Origin of the sequence: Pseudomonas sp. DTU12.1, assembly GCF_009873475.1 — a bacterium.
In the GTDB taxonomy this organism is placed as follows: Bacteria; Pseudomonadota; Gammaproteobacteria; order Pseudomonadales; family Pseudomonadaceae; genus Aquipseudomonas; species Aquipseudomonas proteolytica.
Genome location: NZ_CP045254.1, coordinates 3,565,833 through 3,584,656 on the forward strand (window position 1 = coordinate 3,565,833; position 18,824 = coordinate 3,584,656).

The following is an 18,824-nucleotide window of genomic DNA, read 5'->3' on the forward strand; positions in this document are numbered from 1 at the left end:
TTACAAGATCTGTAACCCAGCGACGCACATTCCCATGTGGGAGCGGGCTTGCTCGCGAAAGCGGTGTATCAGTCACAAGAGAGATTGACTGATACACCGCTTTCGCGAGCAAGCCCGCCCCCCCCATTTTGACCCTTGGTGTGTCAGGTTTTGCGGGTTGCGTCGTCCAGCGCCAGGATGGTGTGGGCATTCGTTACCGTGGTTGCCAGGGTATTGATCACCCCCGAGCGCAGCGCCCCCAGCGTCGCCGCCGCCTTGGTGTTTTCACTGGCGATTGCCACTACATCTGGAATACGGAACAGCTCCTGTACCGTCAAGCCGATCACCCGCCCTTGAATGGCGTTGACCGCCGGCTGGCCATGGATGTCGATAAAGTCGTAGCCCATCATGTCGCCCACAGTGCCGGACAAACGCGCCTGGGCGATTTCCTGGGGTGAGAACCAGCCCATGCGCACCATATTGCTGTTTTCGCTCATGTCACCGATGCCGATCAGCGCCATGTCGGCCCGCCGTGCACGGTCGAGGGTGGAGCGTACGGTGTCGTTGCTGATCAGTACGCTGCGCAGTTCCGGGTTGGCCACCAGTGCCGGGGCGTACAGGCTTTCGCTTTCACCGCCAAAGCGCAGGGCCAGGCGTCGGCAGATGTGGTCGGGGTTCATGTATTCGCCAGCCTTGAGCGAACCGCCAATGGCGCAGACAAACGTGCAGTTGCGCGTCACCGGCAAAAACACATTATCGGCCACCGCTCCCACATTGCGGCCCATGCCCACGGCGACGATCATCCCGTCGCCCAGGGTCTTGTTCAGGTAGTTGGCCACCAGGCTGGCCACGGCGGAGCGCTGGGTGTCGGCGTCGCTGTGATCGACCGCGATCAACGCACGGTCCAACTGGAAGCGCTCCACCAGCGCCTGCTCCAGTTCATTGTTCATTGCCGGATGCTGCAACACCCGCACTTCGACAATCCCTTCATCGCGCGCACGCTTGAGCAGCCGGCTGACTTTGGCCCGGGACAGGTCGAACCGCTTGGCGATGGCTTCCTGAGTGACGTTCTCAAGGTAATAGAGCATCGCCACTTCGGTCATCAGATCGATATCGCTGGCGGTGCGCAGGGTGCTGTCACTCATGGGGACGGGCTTCCGTTTCGGCGTCAAAGGCGCATTCTCCCGACTCTTGCCCCGCTACGTCCACTACTGATGCCCATCACGCTCAATGGCATTGATGCGCTCGACCTTGGCCCCGGACCGTGCCGCCTCGAACTCCGAGGCCAGAAACGCGGTGACGATGCTCTTGGCCAGCTCCGCACCCACCACCCGCGCACCGATGGACAGGATCTGCGCATCGTTGCTCTTGCGCGCCCGTTCTGCCGAATAGGTGTCGTGGGCCTGGGCCGCGCGAATCCCCAGCACTTTATTGGCCGAGATGGCCATGCCGATGCCGGTGCCACACACCAGCACGCCCAGGCGCTGCTGCCCGGCGTTGATGGCCGTGGCCACCGCCAGCGCAATATCCGGGTAGAGCACCGGGGCTGTGGAATGGGTGCCAAAGTCGGTCACCGGATACCCCAGCGCCTCGATATGGCGCTTCAACAGCTCCTTGAGCTCAAAACCTGCTTCATCACATCCGATAGCCACCGGGAAAGGTGTGTTCATGGCATTAGGCTCCGCTGCCGTGGTGAAATTTAAGGCTGATCATATGATCACTCAGTGAAATTTCGATCAGCCATTTCTCGGATATTCCCCGGCAACTGTCAAGCACGATTTAACTGACCTGCCAGTCAAACCCCTCTAAAACGCCACGAATTAAGAAAGAGCAGGTAATTACAAGTTTTCAATGAAAGAGATTGACTGATCAGAATTTCATTTGATACACATATGCTCACGCAGCAACACGACTGTGTACCTAATAAGAATTCACAGCACGAGGACACGCCGATGGCTACGCCATTACTGCTCCAGGCTGAACACGTCGCCAAGGCCTACGCCGGCATCCCTGCCCTGCGTGACGGCCGCCTCTCGCTGCGGGCCGGCAGTGTGCATGCCCTGTGCGGCGGCAACGGCGCCGGCAAATCCACGTTCCTCAGTATTTTGATGGGCATCACCCAGCGTGACGCCGGCAGCATCCTGCTCAATGGCGCCCCTGTGCATTTCCATCGCCCTAGTGAAGCGCTGGCGGCAGGTGTCGCGATGATCACCCAGGAGCTGGAACCGATCCCCTACATGACCGTCGCCGAAAACATCTGGCTGGGCCGCGAACCACGGCGCGCCGGCTGCATCGTCGACAGCAAGGCGCTGAACCGACGCACCCGCGAACTGCTGGAAAGCCTGGAGTTCGACGTCGAGGCTACCGCGCCCATGCATCGCTTGAGCGTGGCGCAGATCCAGTTGGTAGAGATCGCCAAGGCGTTCAGCCATGACTGCCAGGTGATGATCATGGACGAGCCCACCTCCGCCATTGGCGAGCGCGAAGCCGAAACCCTGTTCAAGGCCATCCGCCGCCTCACCGCGCGGGGCGCCGGGATCGTGTATGTGTCCCATCGCCTCAGCGAACTGGCGCAGATTGCCGACGACTACAGCATCTTCCGCGATGGCGCCTTCGTCGAAAGCGGGCGCATGGCCGATATCGACCGCGCCCACCTGGTGCGCGGCATCGTCGGCCAGGAATTGACGCGCATCGACCACAAGGTCGGCCGCGAAAGCGCCGCCGAGTGCTGCCTGGACGTCCAGGGCCTGAGCCGCAGCGGCGAGTTCCAGGACATCAGCCTGCAATTGCGCCAGGGCGAAATCCTCGGCATCTATGGCCTGATGGGCTCGGGGCGCAGCGAGTTCCTCAATTGCATTTACGGCCTGACCACCCCGGATGCCGGCAGCGTCACCCTGCAAGGCAAACCGATGCCCATCGGCCTGCCCAAGGCGACCATCCGCGCCGGCATGTCGCTGGTCACCGAAGACCGCAAGGAAAGCGGCCTGGTGCTCAGCTCCAGCATCCTCTCGAACATCGCGTTATCGGCGTACAAGCAGCTGTCGAGCTGGTCACTGATCAATGCGCGCAAGGAAAACCAACTGGCCGAAGACATGGTCAAGCGCCTGCAGATCAAGACCACTTCCCTGGACCTGCCAGTGGCGTCCATGAGCGGCGGCAATCAGCAGAAGGTGGTGCTTGCCAAATGCCTGTCGACCCAGCCGGTGTGCCTGCTGTGCGACGAGCCGACCCGGGGCATCGATGAAGGCGCCAAGCAGGAGATCTATCACTTGCTGGACCAGTTCGTGCGCGCCGGTGGTGCGGCCATCGTGGTGTCGTCGGAAGCCCCGGAGCTGCTGCACCTGAGCGACCGTATCGCCGTCTTCAAGGGTGGCCGGCTGGTGACTATCAGCAGCGACACCGCCCTTTCCCAGGAAGCCTTGTTGAGTCTTGCCTCATGAATGCCAAAACCATTACCGCCCCGCTGACCACCCCCGCGCGCAGCCGCCTGCGGCTTTCCCTCGACCGCTTTGGCCTGCCGCTGGTGTTTATCCTGCTGTGCGTGGTCATGGCGTTCTCCAGCGAATACTTCATGACCTGGCGCAACTGGATGGACATCCTGCGCCAGACCTCGATCAACGGCATCCTTGCGGTGGGCATGACCTATGTGATCCTGACCAAGGGCATCGACCTCTCGGTGGGCTCGATCCTCGCCTTCGCCGGCCTGTGCAGCGCACTGGTCGCGACCCAGGGCTACGGCCTGCTCGCCGCCGTCAGCGCCGGGATGTTTGCCGGGGCGATGCTGGGGGTGGTCAACGGCTTTATGGTGGCCAACCTGTCGATCCCGCCCTTTGTCGCCACTCTGGGCATGCTCAGCATTGCCCGAGGCATGACCTTCATCCTCAACGACGGCAGCCCGGTCACCGACCTGCCGGACGCCTACCTGGCCCTGGGCATCGGCAAGCTGGGGCCGATTGGCGTGCCGATCATCATCTTTGCCGTGGTTGCGCTGATTTTCTGGATGGTGCTGCGCTACACCACTTACGGGCGCTATGTGTACGCGGTGGGCGGCAATGAAAAAAGCGCGCGCACCTCGGGAATCGGCGTGCGCAAGGTGACGTTCTCGGTGTACGTGGTCTCGGGCTTGCTCGCCGGCCTGGCAGGCGTGGTGCTGTCTGCGCGCACCACCTCGGCCCTGCCCCAGGCCGGCATGTCTTATGAGCTGGATGCGATTGCCGCGGTGGTGATCGGCGGCACCAGCCTGTCGGGCGGCGTCGGCACCATCGTCGGCACGCTGTTCGGCGCCCTGCTGATCGGGGTGATCAACAACGGCCTGAACCTGCTCGGCGTGTCCTCCTATTACCAGCAGGTCGCCAAGGGCCTGATCATCGTGCTCGCGGTGTTGATTGACGTGTGGCGCAAGAAAAAACGCTAGTCGCTTTTCCTCTGAACGAACTGAACGACCACAACAATAAACGGAGCTCTCATCATGAAAGTCGCTACATCATTTGCCGCCGTTGCGGCCCTCACCCTGCTCGCCAGCAGCATCACCCTGGCCGCCGATGGCAAGACCTACAAAGTCGGCGCTGCCGTGTACGGCCTCAAGGGCCAGTTCATGCAGAACTGGGTACGCGAGCTGAAAGAACACCCGGCGGTCAAGGACGGCACCGTGCAGTTGACCGTCTTCGACGGCAACTATGACGCCCTGACCCAGAACAACCAGATCGAAAACATGGTGACCCAGCGCTACGACGCGATCCTCTTCGTGCCCATCGACACCAAGGCCGGCGTTGGCACCGTGAAGCAGGCGATGTCCAACGATGTGGTGGTGATTGCCTCCAACACCAAGGTCGCCGATGCCAGCGTGCCGTACGTGGGCAACGATGATGTCGAGGGCGGGCGCCTGCAGGCCCAGGCCATGGTCGACAAACTCCAGGGCAAGGGCAATGTGGTGATCATCCAGGGGCCGATTGGCCAGTCGGCGCAGATCGATCGGGAAAAAGGCGAGCTGGAGGTACTGGGCAAGCACCCCGGGATCAAGATCATCGAGAAAAAGACCGCCAACTGGGACCGCGCCCAGGCCCTGACCCTGACTGAAGATTGGCTGAACGCCCACCCCAAAGGCATCAACGGGGTGATCGCGCAAAACGACGACATGGCCCTCGGCGCCGTGCAGGCCCTCAAGTCCCATGGCCTGACGTCCAAGGACGTGCCCGTCACCTCCATCGACGGCATGCCCGATGCGATCCAGGCGGCAAAAAAAGATGAAGTCACCACCTTCCTGCAAGACGCCCAGGCCCAGTCCCAGGGCGCACTCGATGTGGCCCTGCGCCAATTGGCCGGCAAGGACTACACGCCCAAGTCGGTGATCTGGGAGCGCTATGCCAAGGACGTGACCTGGGGCGACGGCACCGCCAAGAACTACATCCTGCCGTGGGTGCCGGTGACCAATGCAAATGCGGATGCGCTGTACCAGCAGGTCAGTGGCAGCAAGTAAATATTGATGTGCAATACAGCCCAGTGTGGGAGCTGGCTTGCCTGCGATGCGAGCACCTCGGTGTATCAGGGTTACCCAGTCGCTGCTATCGCAGGCAAGCCAGCTCCCACATTTGATCGGCACTGTTTTTGAGAATGGAGTTAAACCAATGTCTGGATTCTGGAACCAAGCCTTCGACCTCAGCGACCGTTGCGCCGTGATCACCGGCGGGGCGGCGGGGATTGGTCTGGCGTGCGCCAGCCTGCTGGTGGAGCGTGGTGCCCGCGTGGCCTTGCTCGACCGCGATCCGGCCGTGGTTGAAGTGGCCGCCCGCCTCGGCGCCGGGCATATCGGCCTTGCCGTCGACCTGCGCCAACTCGACCAGGTGCAGAGCAGCATCGACTACGTGTTCGCGCACTTCAAGCGCCTGGACTACCTGGTCAACAGCGCCGGCGTGGTGATGCTGGACAAGGCCATCGACGTCAGCGAAAACGCCTGGGACATCACCCTGGATATCAACCTCAAGGCCAGCTTCTTCGTGGCCCAGGCCTGTGCCAAATACATGCTGGCCCAGGGCAGCGGGCGCATCGTCAACCTGGCGTCCCAGGCAGCGGTGATCGGCCTGGATCGACATGTGGCGTATTGCGCGAGCAAGGCTGCGATTGTCGGCATGACCAAGGTCCTGGCCATGGAATGGGCACCGCACATCAATGTAAATGCCATCTCCCCCACCATTGTCGAGACTGCCCTGGGCAAGAAAGCCTGGGCAGGCGAAGTGGGCGAACGGGCCAAATTGCAGATCCCGGCGGGCCGTTTTGCCCAGCCCGATGAAATCGCCGGGCTGGCGTTGTACCTGCTCAGCGATGCAGCCCAGATGATCACCGGCGCCAATATGGTGATCGACGGCGGCTACAGCATTCAGTAACCCATCTATTCGTCGTGAGGTTTGTCATGTCCACCGCTACCGAACGTACCGCCGAACAACTCCACCCGGTGATCCCCAAGACCATGCAGGCCGTGGTCTGCCATGGTCCGGAAGACTATCGCCTGGAAACCGTCGACGTGCCCACCCCCGGCCCCGACGAGATTCTGACCAAGGTCGAGCTGTGCGGCATCTGCATGGGCGATATCAAGACCTATCGCGGCGCGCCATCGTTCTGGGGCGACGCCGAGCAGCCGCGCTACGTCAAGCCGCCGATGATTCCCGGGCATGAATTTGTGTGCCGCGTGGTCGCCCTGGGTCCCGGCGCCGAGAAGCGTGGAGTGAAAGTCGGCGACCGGGTGATTTCCGAGCAGATCGTGCCGTGCTGGGGCTGCCGCTTCTGCAACCACGGCCAGTACTGGATGTGCCAGAAACACGACCTCTACGGCTTCCAGAACAACGTCCAGGGCGCCATGGCCCAATACATGATTTTCACCAAGGAAGGCATCATCCACCAAGTGCCGGACTCCATCGCGCCGGACGAGGCGATCCTGATCGAACCCCTGGCCTGCTCGCTGCACGCGGCGGAACGGGCCAATGTGGATTTCGACGATATCGTGGTGGTAGCCGGCGCCGGCACCCTGGGTCTGGGAATCATCGGCGCGGTGCGCATGCGCAACCCCAAACGCCTGATCGTGCTCGACATGAAACCCGAACGCGCCGAACTGGCCCTGCGCATGGGCGCCGATGAGGTGTGGAACCCGGCCGAGGTTGATGTACTGGCGAAAATCCGCGAAATCACCGACGGTTATGGCTGCGACATTTACATCGAAGCCACCGGGCACCACAAGGCGGTGAACCAGGGCCTGGCGATGCTGCGCAAGCTGGGACGCTTTGTCGAATTCAGCGTATTCAACGACGAGGCCACGGTAGATTGGTCGATCATTGGCGACCGCAAGGAACTGGACGTGCTGGGTTCGCACCTGGGGCCCTACATGTACCCACGGGCCATCGACTTTATCGGCAAGCGCAAGATCGACATGCGCGACGTAGTGACCCACAAGTTTGCGTTGGCGGATTTCAAGGAAGCGTTTGCGGTGATGGAGCGCGGGGACAAGTCCTTGAAGGTTGTGCTCGAACCCTGACCCAACACACATCCCAAATGTGGGAGCGGGCTTGCTCGCGAAGGCGGTGTGTCAGAAGACACATCAGTTGGCTGACCCACCGCTTTCGCGAGCAAGCCCGCTCCCACATTTAACCGACTGCGCCCAAGACAACAAGAACAGGAACCCGCGTTATGAATCGAGTCATCAACGATCCGGACCAAGTGGTCGAGGACATGCTGCGCGGCATTCTGGTCGCCCATCCCGAACTGCGCCAAAGCGACACCAACCCCCGCGTGATCAGCAAGGCCAAGCCCTCGGGCCCAGGCCGCGTCGGCATCGTCACCGGCGGCGGCTCCGGCCATGAGCCGGCGTTTCTGGGTTATGTGGGCCCCGGCCTGGTGGACGCCGTGGCCGTCGGCGAAATCTTCTCTTCGCCCACCGCCAAAAGCTTCTTCGATGCCTTCCGCGCCGCCGATCACGGGGCGGGCGTGGCCTGCCTGTACGGCAACTATGCCGGCGACAATATGAACGTGAAGCTGGCGATGAAAATGGCCGCCAGCAAAGATATGCAGATCCGCACCGTAGTCGCCAACGATGACGTGGCGTCGGCGCCCAAGGCCGATATCGCCAAGCGGCGCGGGGTGGCCGGGGAAATCTTTATGTGGAAAATCGGCGGTGCCGCCGCCGCCCAACACTATGACCTGGACGGGGTGATCCGCGTCGCGCAGAAGGCCGTCGATCACTGCCGCTCGATCGGTATCGGCCTGACGCCCTGCACCATTGCGGCCGTGGGCAAGCCGAACTTCCAGATCCCGGATGGCCAGATGGAATTGGGTATCGGCCACCACGGCGAACCCGGCATCGAAGTGATTCCGATCGAGTCCGCCGCTGCCATGGCCACGCGCATGCTGGCACCGATCCTCGCGGATCGGGATTTCAGCCAGGATGACAGCGTGGTGGTACTGGTCTCGGGCCTGGGCGCGACGCCGGTGATGGAGCTGTACATTTTCTACGCCGAAGTCGAAAGCCAGCTCAAGGCCAAGGGCCTGAAGATCCATCGCTGCTACGTCGGCAACTACTTCACCTCCCTGGAAATGATGGGCGTGACCCTGACCCTGCTGGGCCTGGATGCCGAGCTGAAAACCCTGATCGACCAACCTTGCCGCTCCATCGGCATGACCCAGGCGGAGTAAACCATGAGCCAACATTTCTCTACCCGCGACGGCAGCGCGATTGTCGCTGACCTGGTGAGCGTGATCGTCGCCAACCGTGAATACCTCAGCGCGGTCGACGGCGCGATTGGCGATGGTGACCACGGCATCAATATGGCCAAGGGCTTCGCCCATTGTGGCCGCACCATTGAGGGCCGGGAGTTGACCCTGGCCGAGGCCCTGGATGAACTGACCCTGAGCCTGATGGAAGGCATCGGCGGCTCCATGGGCCCGCTGTATGGCAGCCTGTTTATCGGCATGGCCGACGAAGTACGCGGCTGCGAAGACATCGATGGCGCGACCTTCGCCCATTTACTGCGCGGCGGCCTGACCTCGTTGCAGGACATCACCGAAGCCGGCGTGGGCGACAAGTGTTTGATGGACACCTTGATTCCCGCAGTGGAGGCGTTTGAGCGGGCGCAGGCGGGGGGCGCCTCCTTCGGTGATGCCCTGGACGCGATGAAAAGTGCAGCCTCCCAGGGCCGCGACTCGACCAAGGACCTGGTGGCCAAGATCGGCCGGGCCAGCCGCCTGGGCGAACGGTCGCTGGGGGTGCTGGACGCCGGGGCGGTGTCCTGCTGCCTGATCCTCACGCAACTGGCAGACTCGATCCAACCCCGCCTGGCCCTGTAGGGGCCGGCTTGCCGGCGCCTACAGGGTGGGGTTGTGTTTGATGTGCTGGATATACCGCGCCACGGCCGGGGCCTTTTCAAAGCGCCGGTAAATCAGCGACAGCCACGACGACGCATCGCTGCCCTGGATGTGGCGGTATTGCACGCCCGGCAGGCTGACATGCCCCACCACCGATTCCGGCACTACCGCCACCCCCTGCCCCAGCGACACCAGGGCAATCACCGCCACCAGGCCTCCCGGCTGGGGCCCCAGGCGCGGGGCATACCCGCCTTGCGCGGCCACCTGCAAGGTGCCGCTGATCTGTTCGGGCAGGATGAAGGTCTCGTTCTGCAAATGCTCGCAGGTGATCGCCTTCAAGCCCAGCAGCCACGAGCCCTGGGGCAGCGCCAGGACAAAACCTTCGCTGCCCAGGCGTAGCGCCTCCACACCGTCGGGCAAGGTCATCGGTGAGCGAATGTAGCCAATGTCGTAGCGCCCTTCGGCCACCAGCCCCGGCAACAGGGCCATGGGGCTTTCCCGCACGCTGAGGCTCACATCGGCAAACTCTGCGCAAAACGCCTGCACCTGGCGTTGCAGCACCCCCGAATACACCGCCGACGCCACATAACCCAATTCGATATGGCCGATTTCGCCACGCCCGGCGCGCTGGGCATTGCGCTGGGCAAACTCGAACTGGCGCACGGTGGCCTCGGCTTCGGCCAGCAGCGCGGTACCCGCCTCGGTCAAGCTGACGTCACGCTGACGCCGGATAAACAGACGAGTGCCCAGGGTGCGCTCCATATCCTGGATCTGCCGGCTCAAGGTGGGTGGGGCAATGTCAAGTTGTTCAGCGGCACGCGTGAAGTTGCGGTGCCGGGCAACGGCCAGGAAGTAGCGGAAATGACGTATTTCCATTGCAGGATTAGCTCAAAGGTAATGATGTGCTTCGCCTCAGCTAACAGAACCACTGGGCGCCGACGTTAAGCTGACAGGACGCCCACAGTAGAGAGTCGCTACGATGCCCGTCAAATCCAGCTTGCCTGTTGCCTGCCAGGTAATCATGCCATGAGCCAGGTCAGCCCACGCCTTACCTTGTTGACCGCCTCGGGGGTCTGCTCGCTGATTGTCCTCGATACCAATATCGTCGCCGTGACCCTGCCGACTATCGCCCGCGACCTGGGGGCCAATTTTGCCGATATCGAATGGGTGGTCAGCGCGTATATGCTGGCGTTCGCCGCCCTGCTGTTGCCGGCCGGGAGCATTGCCGACCGCTTTGGTCGCAAGAAAACTCTGCTCTGTGGCCTGGTTATTTTTATCCTCGCCTCCCTGGGCTGTGGCGCCGCCCCCAACGTGCTGCTGCTGGATATCGCCCGCGCCGTCAAAGGTGTCGGTGCGGCGTTACTGCTGACATCAGCCCTGGCGTCCATCGGCCACGCCTTTCACGATGAACTGGAACGGGCCAAGGCCTGGGCCTTCTGGGGCGCCTGCATGGGCGTGGCGATGACCGCCGCGCCGACCCTCGGCGGCCTGATTACCCAGTACCTGGGTTGGCGCTGGATTTTCTACCTCAACCTGCCGGTGGGCCTGGCGTTACTGGCGCTGGTCCTGCATGCCATACCGGAATCGCGCGACAGCCAATCGGCGCGCCTCGACCCTTGGGGCAGCCTGACCTTCAGCGCCAGCCTGCTATGCCTGATCTGGGGCCTGATCGAAGCCAACCGGATCGGCTGGGACAACCCGTTGACCTCTGCGCGACTGCTTGGCGGCGCGTTCCTGCTGGGCCTGTTTGTGTGGGTGGAGCGCTTGCAACACCGACCGATGGTGGACCTGCAACTGTTCCAGTCGCCACGGTTTATCGGCGCGTTGCTGGGGATGTTTGCCTATGCCGGCTGTGCCCAGGTGATGATGACGCTGCTGCCGTTTTACCTGCAGAACGGCCTGGGGTTTTCGGCGATTGCCTCGGGCTTGGGGATGCTGCCGTTTGCCCTGACCATGCTGATCTGCCCGCGCATCGGCGCACGCCTGGCCAGCCGCTTTGCCCCGGCCACCCTGATGGCGGCCGGGCTGGCCCTGGTGGGCAGCGGCAACCTGCTCAGTGCCTGGGCCGTGAGTGTCGGCGGTTATCTACCGTTCGCCCTGGCAATTGCAGTGACCGGCGCCGGTGCCGGGCTGCTTAATGGCGATACCCAGAAAAACATCATGGCCTGCGTGCCGAGAGACCGAGCGGGCATGGCCTCGGGCATGAGTACCACCATGCGTTTCAGCGCGATCATGTTGGCGATCGGGGTATACGGGGCACTGCTGGCCAGCCATAGCGAGCATCTGCTGCAAGCCAGCCTTGGCGCGCAATGGCAGGCTCAGGTACCGGGAATTGCCTCACGGGTAGTGGCCGGGGACATGCCTGCGGCCATGGCGCTGCTGCCGGAATCAGCGCAAGGGCAAGTGCAACCTTTGGCCTGGCAGGCGTTTGTCGGTGGGTTTGGCCGGGTATTGTGGGTGGCGGGAGTGTTGAGCCTGCTGGGGGCGCTGGTGGTGGGCCTGCTGATGAGGCATCCGATTCCCACACCTTGTAGGAGCGAGCTTGCTCGCGAAGGTCGTCAACGGTAACGCGGGTATGGTGGATGACCGCGTTGGTCTTGAGTTTTTCGCGAGCAAGCTCGCTCCTACAGAGGCGGCCGTGTTACCAGAAGCGCTGCTGGGTCAGGCGGCTCCACCAGGTCAGCAGTACCCGGTCCACCGAGCCGCTGGCCGCCAGGCCCACCCGCTCCTGCAAGCTTTTGCGCTCGGCATAGTGCAGGTGGAACAGTTCGGCGGTCTTGGCCTTGGTCGCCAGGTATTCGTCGCTGGTCTGCAGGGCGTCCACCAATTGCTTGTCCAGCGCTGCGACGCCCAGCCAGACTTCGCCGGTGGCCACATCATCAATCGCCAGTTGCGGGCGATAGCGCGAGACGAAGTTCTTGAACAGTTGGTGGGTGATATCCAGGTCTTCCTGGAACTTCTCCCGGCCTTTCTCGGTGTTTTCGCCAAACACCGTCAGGGTGCGCTTGTACTCGCCAGCGGTCAGCACTTCGAAGTCGATATCGTGCTTTTTCAGCAGGCGGTTGACGTTGGGCAACTGGGCTACCACGCCAATCGAACCGAGGATCGCAAACGGTGCACTGATGATCTTCTCGCCGATGCACGCCATCATGTAGCCGCCGCTGGCCGCAACCTTGTCGATGCACACCGTCAACGGCACGCCCGCCTCGCGGATGCGTGCCAATTGCGACGAGGCCAGGCCATAGCTGTGGACCATGCCACCGCCGCTTTCCAGGCGCAGCACCACCTCGTCCTTGGGCGTCGCCAGGCTCAGCAGTGCGGTGATTTCATGACGCAGGCTCTCGGTGGCCGAGGCCTTGATGTCGCCGTCAAAATCCAGGACAAACACCCGTGGCTTGGCCTCGGGGGTTTTCTTGTGTTTTTTCTCGGCCTTGCCCTGGGACTTGCGCAGGGCCTTGAGCTGATCCTTGTCGAGCAGGGTCTGCTCCAGGCGCTCGCGCAGGCCTTTGTAGAAGTCATTGAGCTTGCTGACCTGCAACTGCCCTGCATTCTTGCGCCGGCCCTTGCTGCGCAACGCCGCGAAACTGATCAGCACCACCAGGATGGCGACGACCAACGTGACGGTTTTAGCCAGAAAACTTGCATACTCAGCCAAAAACTCCATGGGACTCCTTACAGATACGGTGCGCCAGGCGCGGATTGCCCCAGCATACCGATGGGACTGCCGGTGAGCCAGAGCTGAAACCCCTTGAAACGGGCCTCTAACGAGCTTTTAAAACAAGCGTATGTTTTTTCATTGACAGCTTCCCGGCATCCTCATAACCTCGCCAGACTTTCAACGTACCGGGTGAACGGACGTGGGCAGCATCTATTTGATTCGACATGGCCAGGCCTCCTTCGGTGCAGACGACTATGACGTCCTGTCGCCCGTCGGTGTGCAGCAGGCACAGGTACTGGGCAGCCACCTGGCGGATCTGGGCCTGATGTTCGACCGCTGCGTGTCGGGCGACCTGCGCCGCCAGCAGCACACCGCCAACGCCGCCTTCGAGTCCATCGGCGCCCAAGGCTTGCCGGTGCCGCCCCTGGAAATCGACAGCGCCTTCAACGAATTCGATGCCGACGCGATCATCCGCGCCCTGCTCCCGGATTTGCTCGACAGCGAGCCCGAAGCCCTGGAGATCCTGCGCAACGCGCCGCACAACCGTAGCGAGTTCCAGCGGATCTTCGCCCTGATCATCGAGCGCTGGCTGAGCGGGACCTACGACACGCCCGGCCTGGAAAGCTGGTTGGGGTTTGTCGAACGGGTCCGGGGTGGCTTGCAGCGTCTGCTAGAGGCGGCGGACAACTCCCACAAGATCGCGGTATTTACCTCTGGCGGCACCATCACCGCCATGCTCCACCTGATTACCCGCATACCTGCCGCCCAGGCTTTCGAGCTGAACTGGCAGATTGTCAACACCTCGCTCAACCACTTGAAGTTCCGTGGACGCGAGGTGGCACTGGCTTCCTTCAACAGCCATACCCACTTGCAACTGTTGAAGGCGCCGCAGCTCATCACTTTCCGATGAATTGCGGCCAACCGTGACCCCAAGGTCACTGGCACCACCCATAAAAGGATCGAACCATGACTGACGTAGCTAAAGCCGTAGAAGCAATGAAAGCCAAATTCAACCCAGGCGCCGCCGACGGCCTGGACCTGGTGTTCGGTTTCCGTATCGACGACACCCAGAACTTCTCGCTGATCGTCAAGAACAACACTTGCGAACTGCAAGAAGGCGTGAATGAACATGCTCAAGTGACCCTGGTCATGGACGGCGACACCATGAAAGGCATCGTCGACGGTTCCACCGACGGCATGCAGGCCTTCATGGGCGGCAAACTGCGCACCGAAGGCGACATGATGCTGGCGATGAAGCTGAGCGAACTGTTCCCGGCCTGATCCAGGGCAACCTGGGTTGACCAATCCCGCCTGCCCAGGCGGGATTTTTGTTTGTACCGGTTCCCGCAGTGGAACTCATTCATTTGCAGAATGAAGTCCAGAGGAATCTTCATTTGCACCCACGGGCAACGCCCAACAAAATCTGGCTCACGGCCCATACCACCGTTATCGCAGCCAGGATTTTTTCTATGCCTACCCCGCGCCATATCAGCCCCGACGACATCCGCAAAGACTTCTCCAAGGCCATGTCCGACATGTACCGCGAGGAAGTGCCGCTGTATGGCGCGCTGCTGGAGTTGGTGGCCGACACCAATGCCCGGGTGCTGGCGAGCGATCCCGACCTGGCGCGGCAACTGCAGCGCACCGGTGAAATCCAGCGCCTGGACATGGAGCGCCACGGCGCCATCCGCCTGGGCACGGCCCTTGAACTGGCAACCATCAGTCGCCTGTTTGCGGTGATGGGCATGCAGCCGGTGGGTTACTACGACCTCACCCCGGCCGGCGTGCCGGTGCATTCCACGGCCTTTCGCGCAGTGCATGAAAGCGCCTTGCAGACCAGCCCGTTCCGGGTCTTCACCTCGCTGCTGCGCCTGGAACTGATCGAAAACCTTGAACTGCGGGCCTTTGCCGAAGCCGCCCTGGGCAAGCGCTCGATCTTCACCCCACGGGCGCTGGCCCTGATCGAACAGGCCGAAGCCGACGGCGGCCTGAATGCCAACGATGCCCAGGCCTTTATCCAGCAAGCCCTGGAAACTTTTCGCTGGCACCACACAGCCACCGTCAGCGCCGCCCAATACCAACAACTCAGCGCCCAGCACCGGCTGATTGCCGATGTGGTGGCCTTCAAGGGCCCGCACATCAATCACCTGACCCCACGCACCCTGGACATCGACCGCGTACAAGCCGACATGCCCGGCAAAGGCATCACCCCCAAGGCCGTGATCGAAGGCCCACCCCGCCGCCAATGCCCGATCCTGCTGCGCCAGACCAGCTTCAAGGCCCTCGACGAAGCCATCGCCTTTACCGATGCCACGGGCAGCCACAGCGCACGCTTTGGCGAAATCGAACAACGTGGCGTGGCCCTGACGCCCAAAGGCCGCGCACTCTACGACCAGTTGCTCAACGCCGCCCGGGATGAACTGGGCGCCTTCCCCAATGAGGCCAACGCCCAGCGCTACACCGAACTGATGGAGCAGCACTTCCAGGCCTTCCCGGATAACCACCGGGCCATGCGCGAACAGGGGTTGGCGTTCTTTCGCTACTTCCTGACCGACAAGGGCCGCGCAGCCGATAAGAGCCCGCTCCCCAATCTGGACGCACTGCTTGAGGCCGGTGACGTGGCAATCGAACCGTTAGTGTATGAGGATTTTCTGCCGGTCAGCGCGGCGGGGATTTTCCAGTCGAACCTGGGCGATGCGGCGCAGAGTCACTACGCGGCCAACGCCAACCAGGCCGAATTCGAACAGGCCCTGGGCCGCCAGACCATTGATGAGTTGCAGCTGTACGCCGACACCCAGCAGCGCTCGATCGACGCCTGCCTGCAGGCGCTGCGCACCTAGAAAATAGAGTTCGCCCGACACCACAACGCAATCCATGCGCAGTCAACGTGCCCCAGGGTCGGGCGAACGGTTGGGATAATAGGCAGTGCAGGGGTGGCTGTCCTTTGGTCAATTCTGAACAAATATGGCGCCTCCCCAGGCGTTGGCTAATGCCCTTTGGTCTGCTCCAGTTGTTCGACGATTTTATCTTTGATCAACAGGCGTTTCTTCTTCAGGTTCTCCACATCATCGTCATTGGCACTTGCGGATTCAGCTTCCAGTACCTCCTTGTCGGCGACGTCATACTGAGTGAGCAATACATCCAACCGATGGTGGCTTGCCCGACGCTGCTGAACGTCTTCCTTGCTCAACCCCAAATCCTGATAAAGATCATGTTTCACTGGCATGAAGTACCTCCGCAAGTTAGTCAATGACTGGTACACCTTGAAGCTAGCCCATCCATGGGCCTCTTGTCATGCCCAAGGTCAATTCCCCGGGCCCAGCTCGCGTGCGAGGAACGGTGCGGTGCGGCTGGTTTTGCTTTGGGCGACGTGTTGGGGCGTGCCGCTGGCGACGACTTGGCCGCCCTGGTCGCCGGCGCCTGGGCCGATGTCGATGACCCAGTCGCTCTGGGCCACCACGCGCATTTCGTGTTCGACCACAATCACTGTGTGACCGGCGTCCACCAGATGGTTGAGTTGCAGTAGCAGGCGGTCAACGTCACGGGGGTGCAGGCCGGTGGTAGGCTCGTCGAGGACGTACAGGGTTGCGCCCCGCGCGGTGCGTTGCAGTTCGGTGGCCAGTTTGATCCGCTGGGCCTCGCCGCCGGACAGTTCGGTGGCCGGCTGGCCCAGGCGCAGGTAGCCCAGGCCGATGTCGCGCAGGACCTGCAACGCACGCAGTATGCCCGGCTGTTCGGCGAACACGTCCACCGCCTGTTCGACGGTCAGGCCCAGTACCTGGGCAATGTTCAGGCCCTGCCAGGTAATCGCCAGGGTCTGGGGGTTATAGCGCGCGCCGTGGCAGGTGGGGCAAGGGGCGTAGACGCTGGGCATAAACAGCAATTCGACGCTGACAAAACCCTCGCCCTCGCAGTTCGGGCAACGACCCTTGGCCACGTTGAAGGAGAACTGCCCGGCATCGTAGTGGTGTTTTTTCGCGGCTGGGGTGGCGGCGAACAGTTTGCGCACGTTATCGAACAAGCCGGTATAGGTCGCGAGGTTGGAGCGCGGGGTGCGGCCGATGGGCTTCTGGTCCACCTGTACCAGGCGGCGGATCTGTTCCAGGCCCGCGCGGATGCGCCCGCCGCTGGTTTGCGGTGCAGGGTCCTGCAGGTCGGGCTCATCCTCGCTGACCACCGCCCGCCCCAGCCCCTCACCCACCAGGTCCAACAGCGCCTGGCTGACCAGGCTGGATTTACCCGACCCCGAAATCCCCGTCACCGCCGTAAAACAACCCAGGGGGAAGTCCACGCTCACCTCGTCGAGGTTATTGCGGCTGACCCCTTCCAGGCTGAGCCAGCCGCTCGGCGCACGACGCGAAGGGTTCAGCGGTTGCGGCTCGGCAAACAGGTATTCGCGGGTCTGTGAGGCTTGGACCTGTGCCAGGCCTGCCGGTGGGCCGCTGTACAACACTTGGCCGCCCTGCTCGCCGGCTGCCGGGCCGACGTCGATCAGCCAGTCGGCGCGGCGCATGGTTTCCAGGTCGTGTTCCACCACAAACAGCGAGTTGCCGGCGGCTTTCAGGCGCTCAAGGGCGGTGAACAAGGCCTCGCCATCCGCCGGATGCAAGCCGGCCGACGGTTCATCCAGCACGTAGATCACCCCGAACAACTGCGAGCCCAATTGCGTCGCCAGGCGCAGGCGCTGCAGCTCCCCAGAGGACAGGGTCGGCGTACTGCGCTCCAGGGACAGATAGCCCAGGCCCAGGTCGGTCAGGGTGCTGACCCGCTCCAGTAAATCCTGGGCGATACGTTGGGCGGCCAGGCGTTTTTCCAGCGAAAGTTTTACCCGCCCTTTGCCCTCGGCCACCGGACGCAGAAGTTGCGCCAGTTGCAACAATGACAATTGCGACAACTCACCAATATCCACCCCGGCGAACTTCACCGACAGCGCCGCCTTGTTCAGGCGCTTGCCCTCGCACAGGAGGCACGGGCTGCCCTGCATAAATTGCGCGACACGCTTTTTCATCAACGCGCTCTGGGTGTGGGTGAAGGTATGCAGGATGTAGCGCCGGGCGCCGCTGAAGGTGCCCTGGTAACTGGGTTCGAGCTTGCGCTTGAGGGCGTCGTGGGTTTGCGCCGGGGTCAAGCCGGCGTACACCGGCACCGTGGGTGTTTCCTCGGTGAAGAGGATCCAGTCGCGCTGTTTTTTCGGCAGCTCGCGCCAAGGGATATCGACGTCGTAACCCAGCGTCACGAGGATATCCCGCAGGTTTTGCCCCTGCCAGGCCAGTGGCCAGGAAGCCACGGCACGCTGGCGAATGGTCAAGGAGGGATCGGGCACCATCAGCGCCTCGGTCACTTCATACACGCGGCCCAGGCCGTGGCACTGCGGGCAGGCGCCCTGGGGCAGGTTGGGCGAGAAGTCCTCGGCGTACAGCATCGGCTGCCCCGGCGGATAGCTGCCGGCACGGGAATAGAGCATGCGGATCAAACTGGACAAGGTAGTCACGCTGCCCACCGACGAGCGCGTGCTCGGCGTACCCCGCTGCTGTTGCAACGCCACGGCGGGCGGCAAGCCTTCGATGGAGTCCACATCCGGCACGCCCACCTGGTCGATCAGGCGCCTGGCATAGGGCGCCACCGACTCGAAATAGCGCCGCTGCGCCTCGGCATACAGGGTGGAAAACGCCAGGGACGACTTGCCCGACCCCGACACCCCGGTGAACACCACCAGGGCATCCCGTGGGATGTCCACATCGACATTGCGCAGGTTATGTTCACGGGCGCCCCGCACCCGGACAAAACCGGGGCGCGCGGCAAGAAGATTGGTGCCTGGCGGCAAGTGGCGCGCTGAAGTCAT

17 protein-coding genes are annotated in these 18,824 nt (G+C 62.5%); 11 read left to right on the forward strand and 6 right to left on the reverse strand.

The window, feature by feature from the left end:
• Positions 1-143: 143 nt before the first annotated feature.
• Together GDV60_RS15385 and rpiB are read right to left on the reverse strand one after the other, a co-directional pair.
• Positions 144-1,124 carry a sugar-binding transcriptional regulator gene (locus GDV60_RS15385; protein ID WP_029293725.1) on the reverse strand — a complete coding sequence of 327 codons (981 nt, stop codon included), beginning with the start codon at positions 1,122-1,124 and terminating at the stop codon, positions 144-146.
• 63 nt (positions 1,125-1,187) lie between these two features.
• The gene (gene rpiB, locus GDV60_RS15390) at positions 1,188-1,649 is read right to left on the reverse strand and encodes a ribose 5-phosphate isomerase B (RefSeq protein ID WP_029293723.1); all 462 of its coding nucleotides are present in this window, start codon (positions 1,647-1,649) and stop codon (positions 1,188-1,190) included.
• A gap of 282 nt (positions 1,650-1,931) precedes the next feature.
• On the opposite strand from rpiB, the gene GDV60_RS15395 reads away from it, so the two are divergent.
• The 7 genes from GDV60_RS15395 (at position 1,932) to dhaL (ending at position 9,306) form a co-directional block, all read left to right on the forward strand.
• Complete coding sequence (locus GDV60_RS15395; RefSeq protein ID WP_029293721.1) at positions 1,932-3,419, forward strand: sugar ABC transporter ATP-binding protein; 1,488 nt, start codon at positions 1,932-1,934, stop codon at positions 3,417-3,419.
• Entirely contained in the window at positions 3,416-4,393 is a 978-nt protein-coding gene (locus GDV60_RS15400) for an ABC transporter permease (RefSeq protein WP_029293719.1), read from the forward strand. The genes GDV60_RS15395 and GDV60_RS15400 overlap by 4 nt, the downstream gene beginning before the upstream one ends.
• 54 nt (positions 4,394-4,447) lie before the next feature.
• Complete coding sequence (locus GDV60_RS15405; protein WP_092239288.1) at positions 4,448-5,455, forward strand: substrate-binding domain-containing protein; 1,008 nt, start codon at positions 4,448-4,450, stop codon at positions 5,453-5,455.
• 148 nt (positions 5,456-5,603) lie between these two features.
• Entirely contained in the window at positions 5,604-6,359 is a 756-nt protein-coding gene (locus GDV60_RS15410) for an SDR family oxidoreductase (RefSeq protein WP_159907995.1), read from the forward strand.
• Positions 6,360-6,385: 26 nt separating this feature from the next.
• A complete protein-coding gene (locus GDV60_RS15415; protein ID WP_159907997.1) occupies positions 6,386-7,501 on the forward strand; it encodes a zinc-binding dehydrogenase in 1,116 nt (371 codons plus the stop codon).
• Between the two features lie 152 nt (positions 7,502-7,653).
• Entirely contained in the window at positions 7,654-8,655 is a 1,002-nt protein-coding gene (locus GDV60_RS15420; RefSeq protein ID WP_159907999.1) for a dihydroxyacetone kinase subunit DhaK, read from the forward strand.
• A gap of 3 nt (positions 8,656-8,658) precedes the next feature.
• Positions 8,659-9,306: a dihydroxyacetone kinase subunit DhaL gene (dhaL, locus tag GDV60_RS15425; RefSeq protein ID WP_159908001.1), complete on the forward strand. Its 648-nt coding sequence runs from the start codon at positions 8,659-8,661 to the stop codon at positions 9,304-9,306.
• A gap of 18 nt (positions 9,307-9,324) precedes the next feature.
• Here dhaL and GDV60_RS15430 read toward each other — a convergent pair whose 3' ends face one another.
• Positions 9,325-10,200 carry a LysR family transcriptional regulator gene (locus GDV60_RS15430; RefSeq protein ID WP_070996104.1) on the reverse strand — a complete coding sequence of 292 codons (876 nt, stop codon included), beginning with the start codon at positions 10,198-10,200 and terminating at the stop codon, positions 9,325-9,327.
• Between the two features lie 150 nt (positions 10,201-10,350).
• On the opposite strand from GDV60_RS15430, the gene GDV60_RS15435 reads away from it, so the two are divergent.
• Positions 10,351-11,892: an MFS transporter gene (locus GDV60_RS15435; protein ID WP_159908003.1), complete on the forward strand. Its 1,542-nt coding sequence runs from the start codon at positions 10,351-10,353 to the stop codon at positions 11,890-11,892.
• A gap of 73 nt (positions 11,893-11,965) precedes the next feature.
• Here the strand turns inward: GDV60_RS15435 and sohB are convergent, their stop codons facing one another.
• On the reverse strand, positions 11,966-12,988 hold the full coding sequence (sohB, locus tag GDV60_RS15440) for a protease SohB (protein ID WP_159908005.1): 1,023 nt from the start codon (positions 12,986-12,988) through the stop codon (positions 11,966-11,968).
• 193 nt (positions 12,989-13,181) lie between these two features.
• On the opposite strand from sohB, the gene GDV60_RS15445 reads away from it, so the two are divergent.
• The 3 genes from GDV60_RS15445 (at position 13,182) to GDV60_RS15455 (ending at position 15,822) form a co-directional block, all read left to right on the forward strand.
• The gene (locus tag GDV60_RS15445) at positions 13,182-13,892 is read left to right on the forward strand and encodes a histidine phosphatase family protein (protein WP_159908007.1); all 711 of its coding nucleotides are present in this window, start codon (positions 13,182-13,184) and stop codon (positions 13,890-13,892) included.
• Positions 13,893-13,948: 56 nt separating this feature from the next.
• Positions 13,949-14,263, forward strand: coding sequence for an SCP2 sterol-binding domain-containing protein (locus tag GDV60_RS15450; RefSeq protein WP_159908009.1), 315 nt, complete (start codon positions 13,949-13,951; stop codon positions 14,261-14,263).
• A gap of 188 nt (positions 14,264-14,451) precedes the next feature.
• Positions 14,452-15,822: a VOC family protein gene (locus GDV60_RS15455; RefSeq protein WP_159908011.1), complete on the forward strand. Its 1,371-nt coding sequence runs from the start codon at positions 14,452-14,454 to the stop codon at positions 15,820-15,822.
• 146 nt (positions 15,823-15,968) lie between these two features.
• On the opposite strand, the gene GDV60_RS15460 is transcribed toward GDV60_RS15455, so the two are convergent.
• Together GDV60_RS15460 and GDV60_RS15465 are read right to left on the reverse strand one after the other, a co-directional pair.
• Complete coding sequence (locus GDV60_RS15460; protein ID WP_032857259.1) at positions 15,969-16,208, reverse strand: DUF465 domain-containing protein; 240 nt, start codon at positions 16,206-16,208, stop codon at positions 15,969-15,971.
• A gap of 78 nt (positions 16,209-16,286) precedes the next feature.
• Positions 16,287-18,824, reverse strand: a complete 2,538-nt coding sequence (locus GDV60_RS15465) for an excinuclease ABC subunit UvrA (protein WP_159908013.1) — start codon at positions 18,822-18,824, stop codon at positions 16,287-16,289.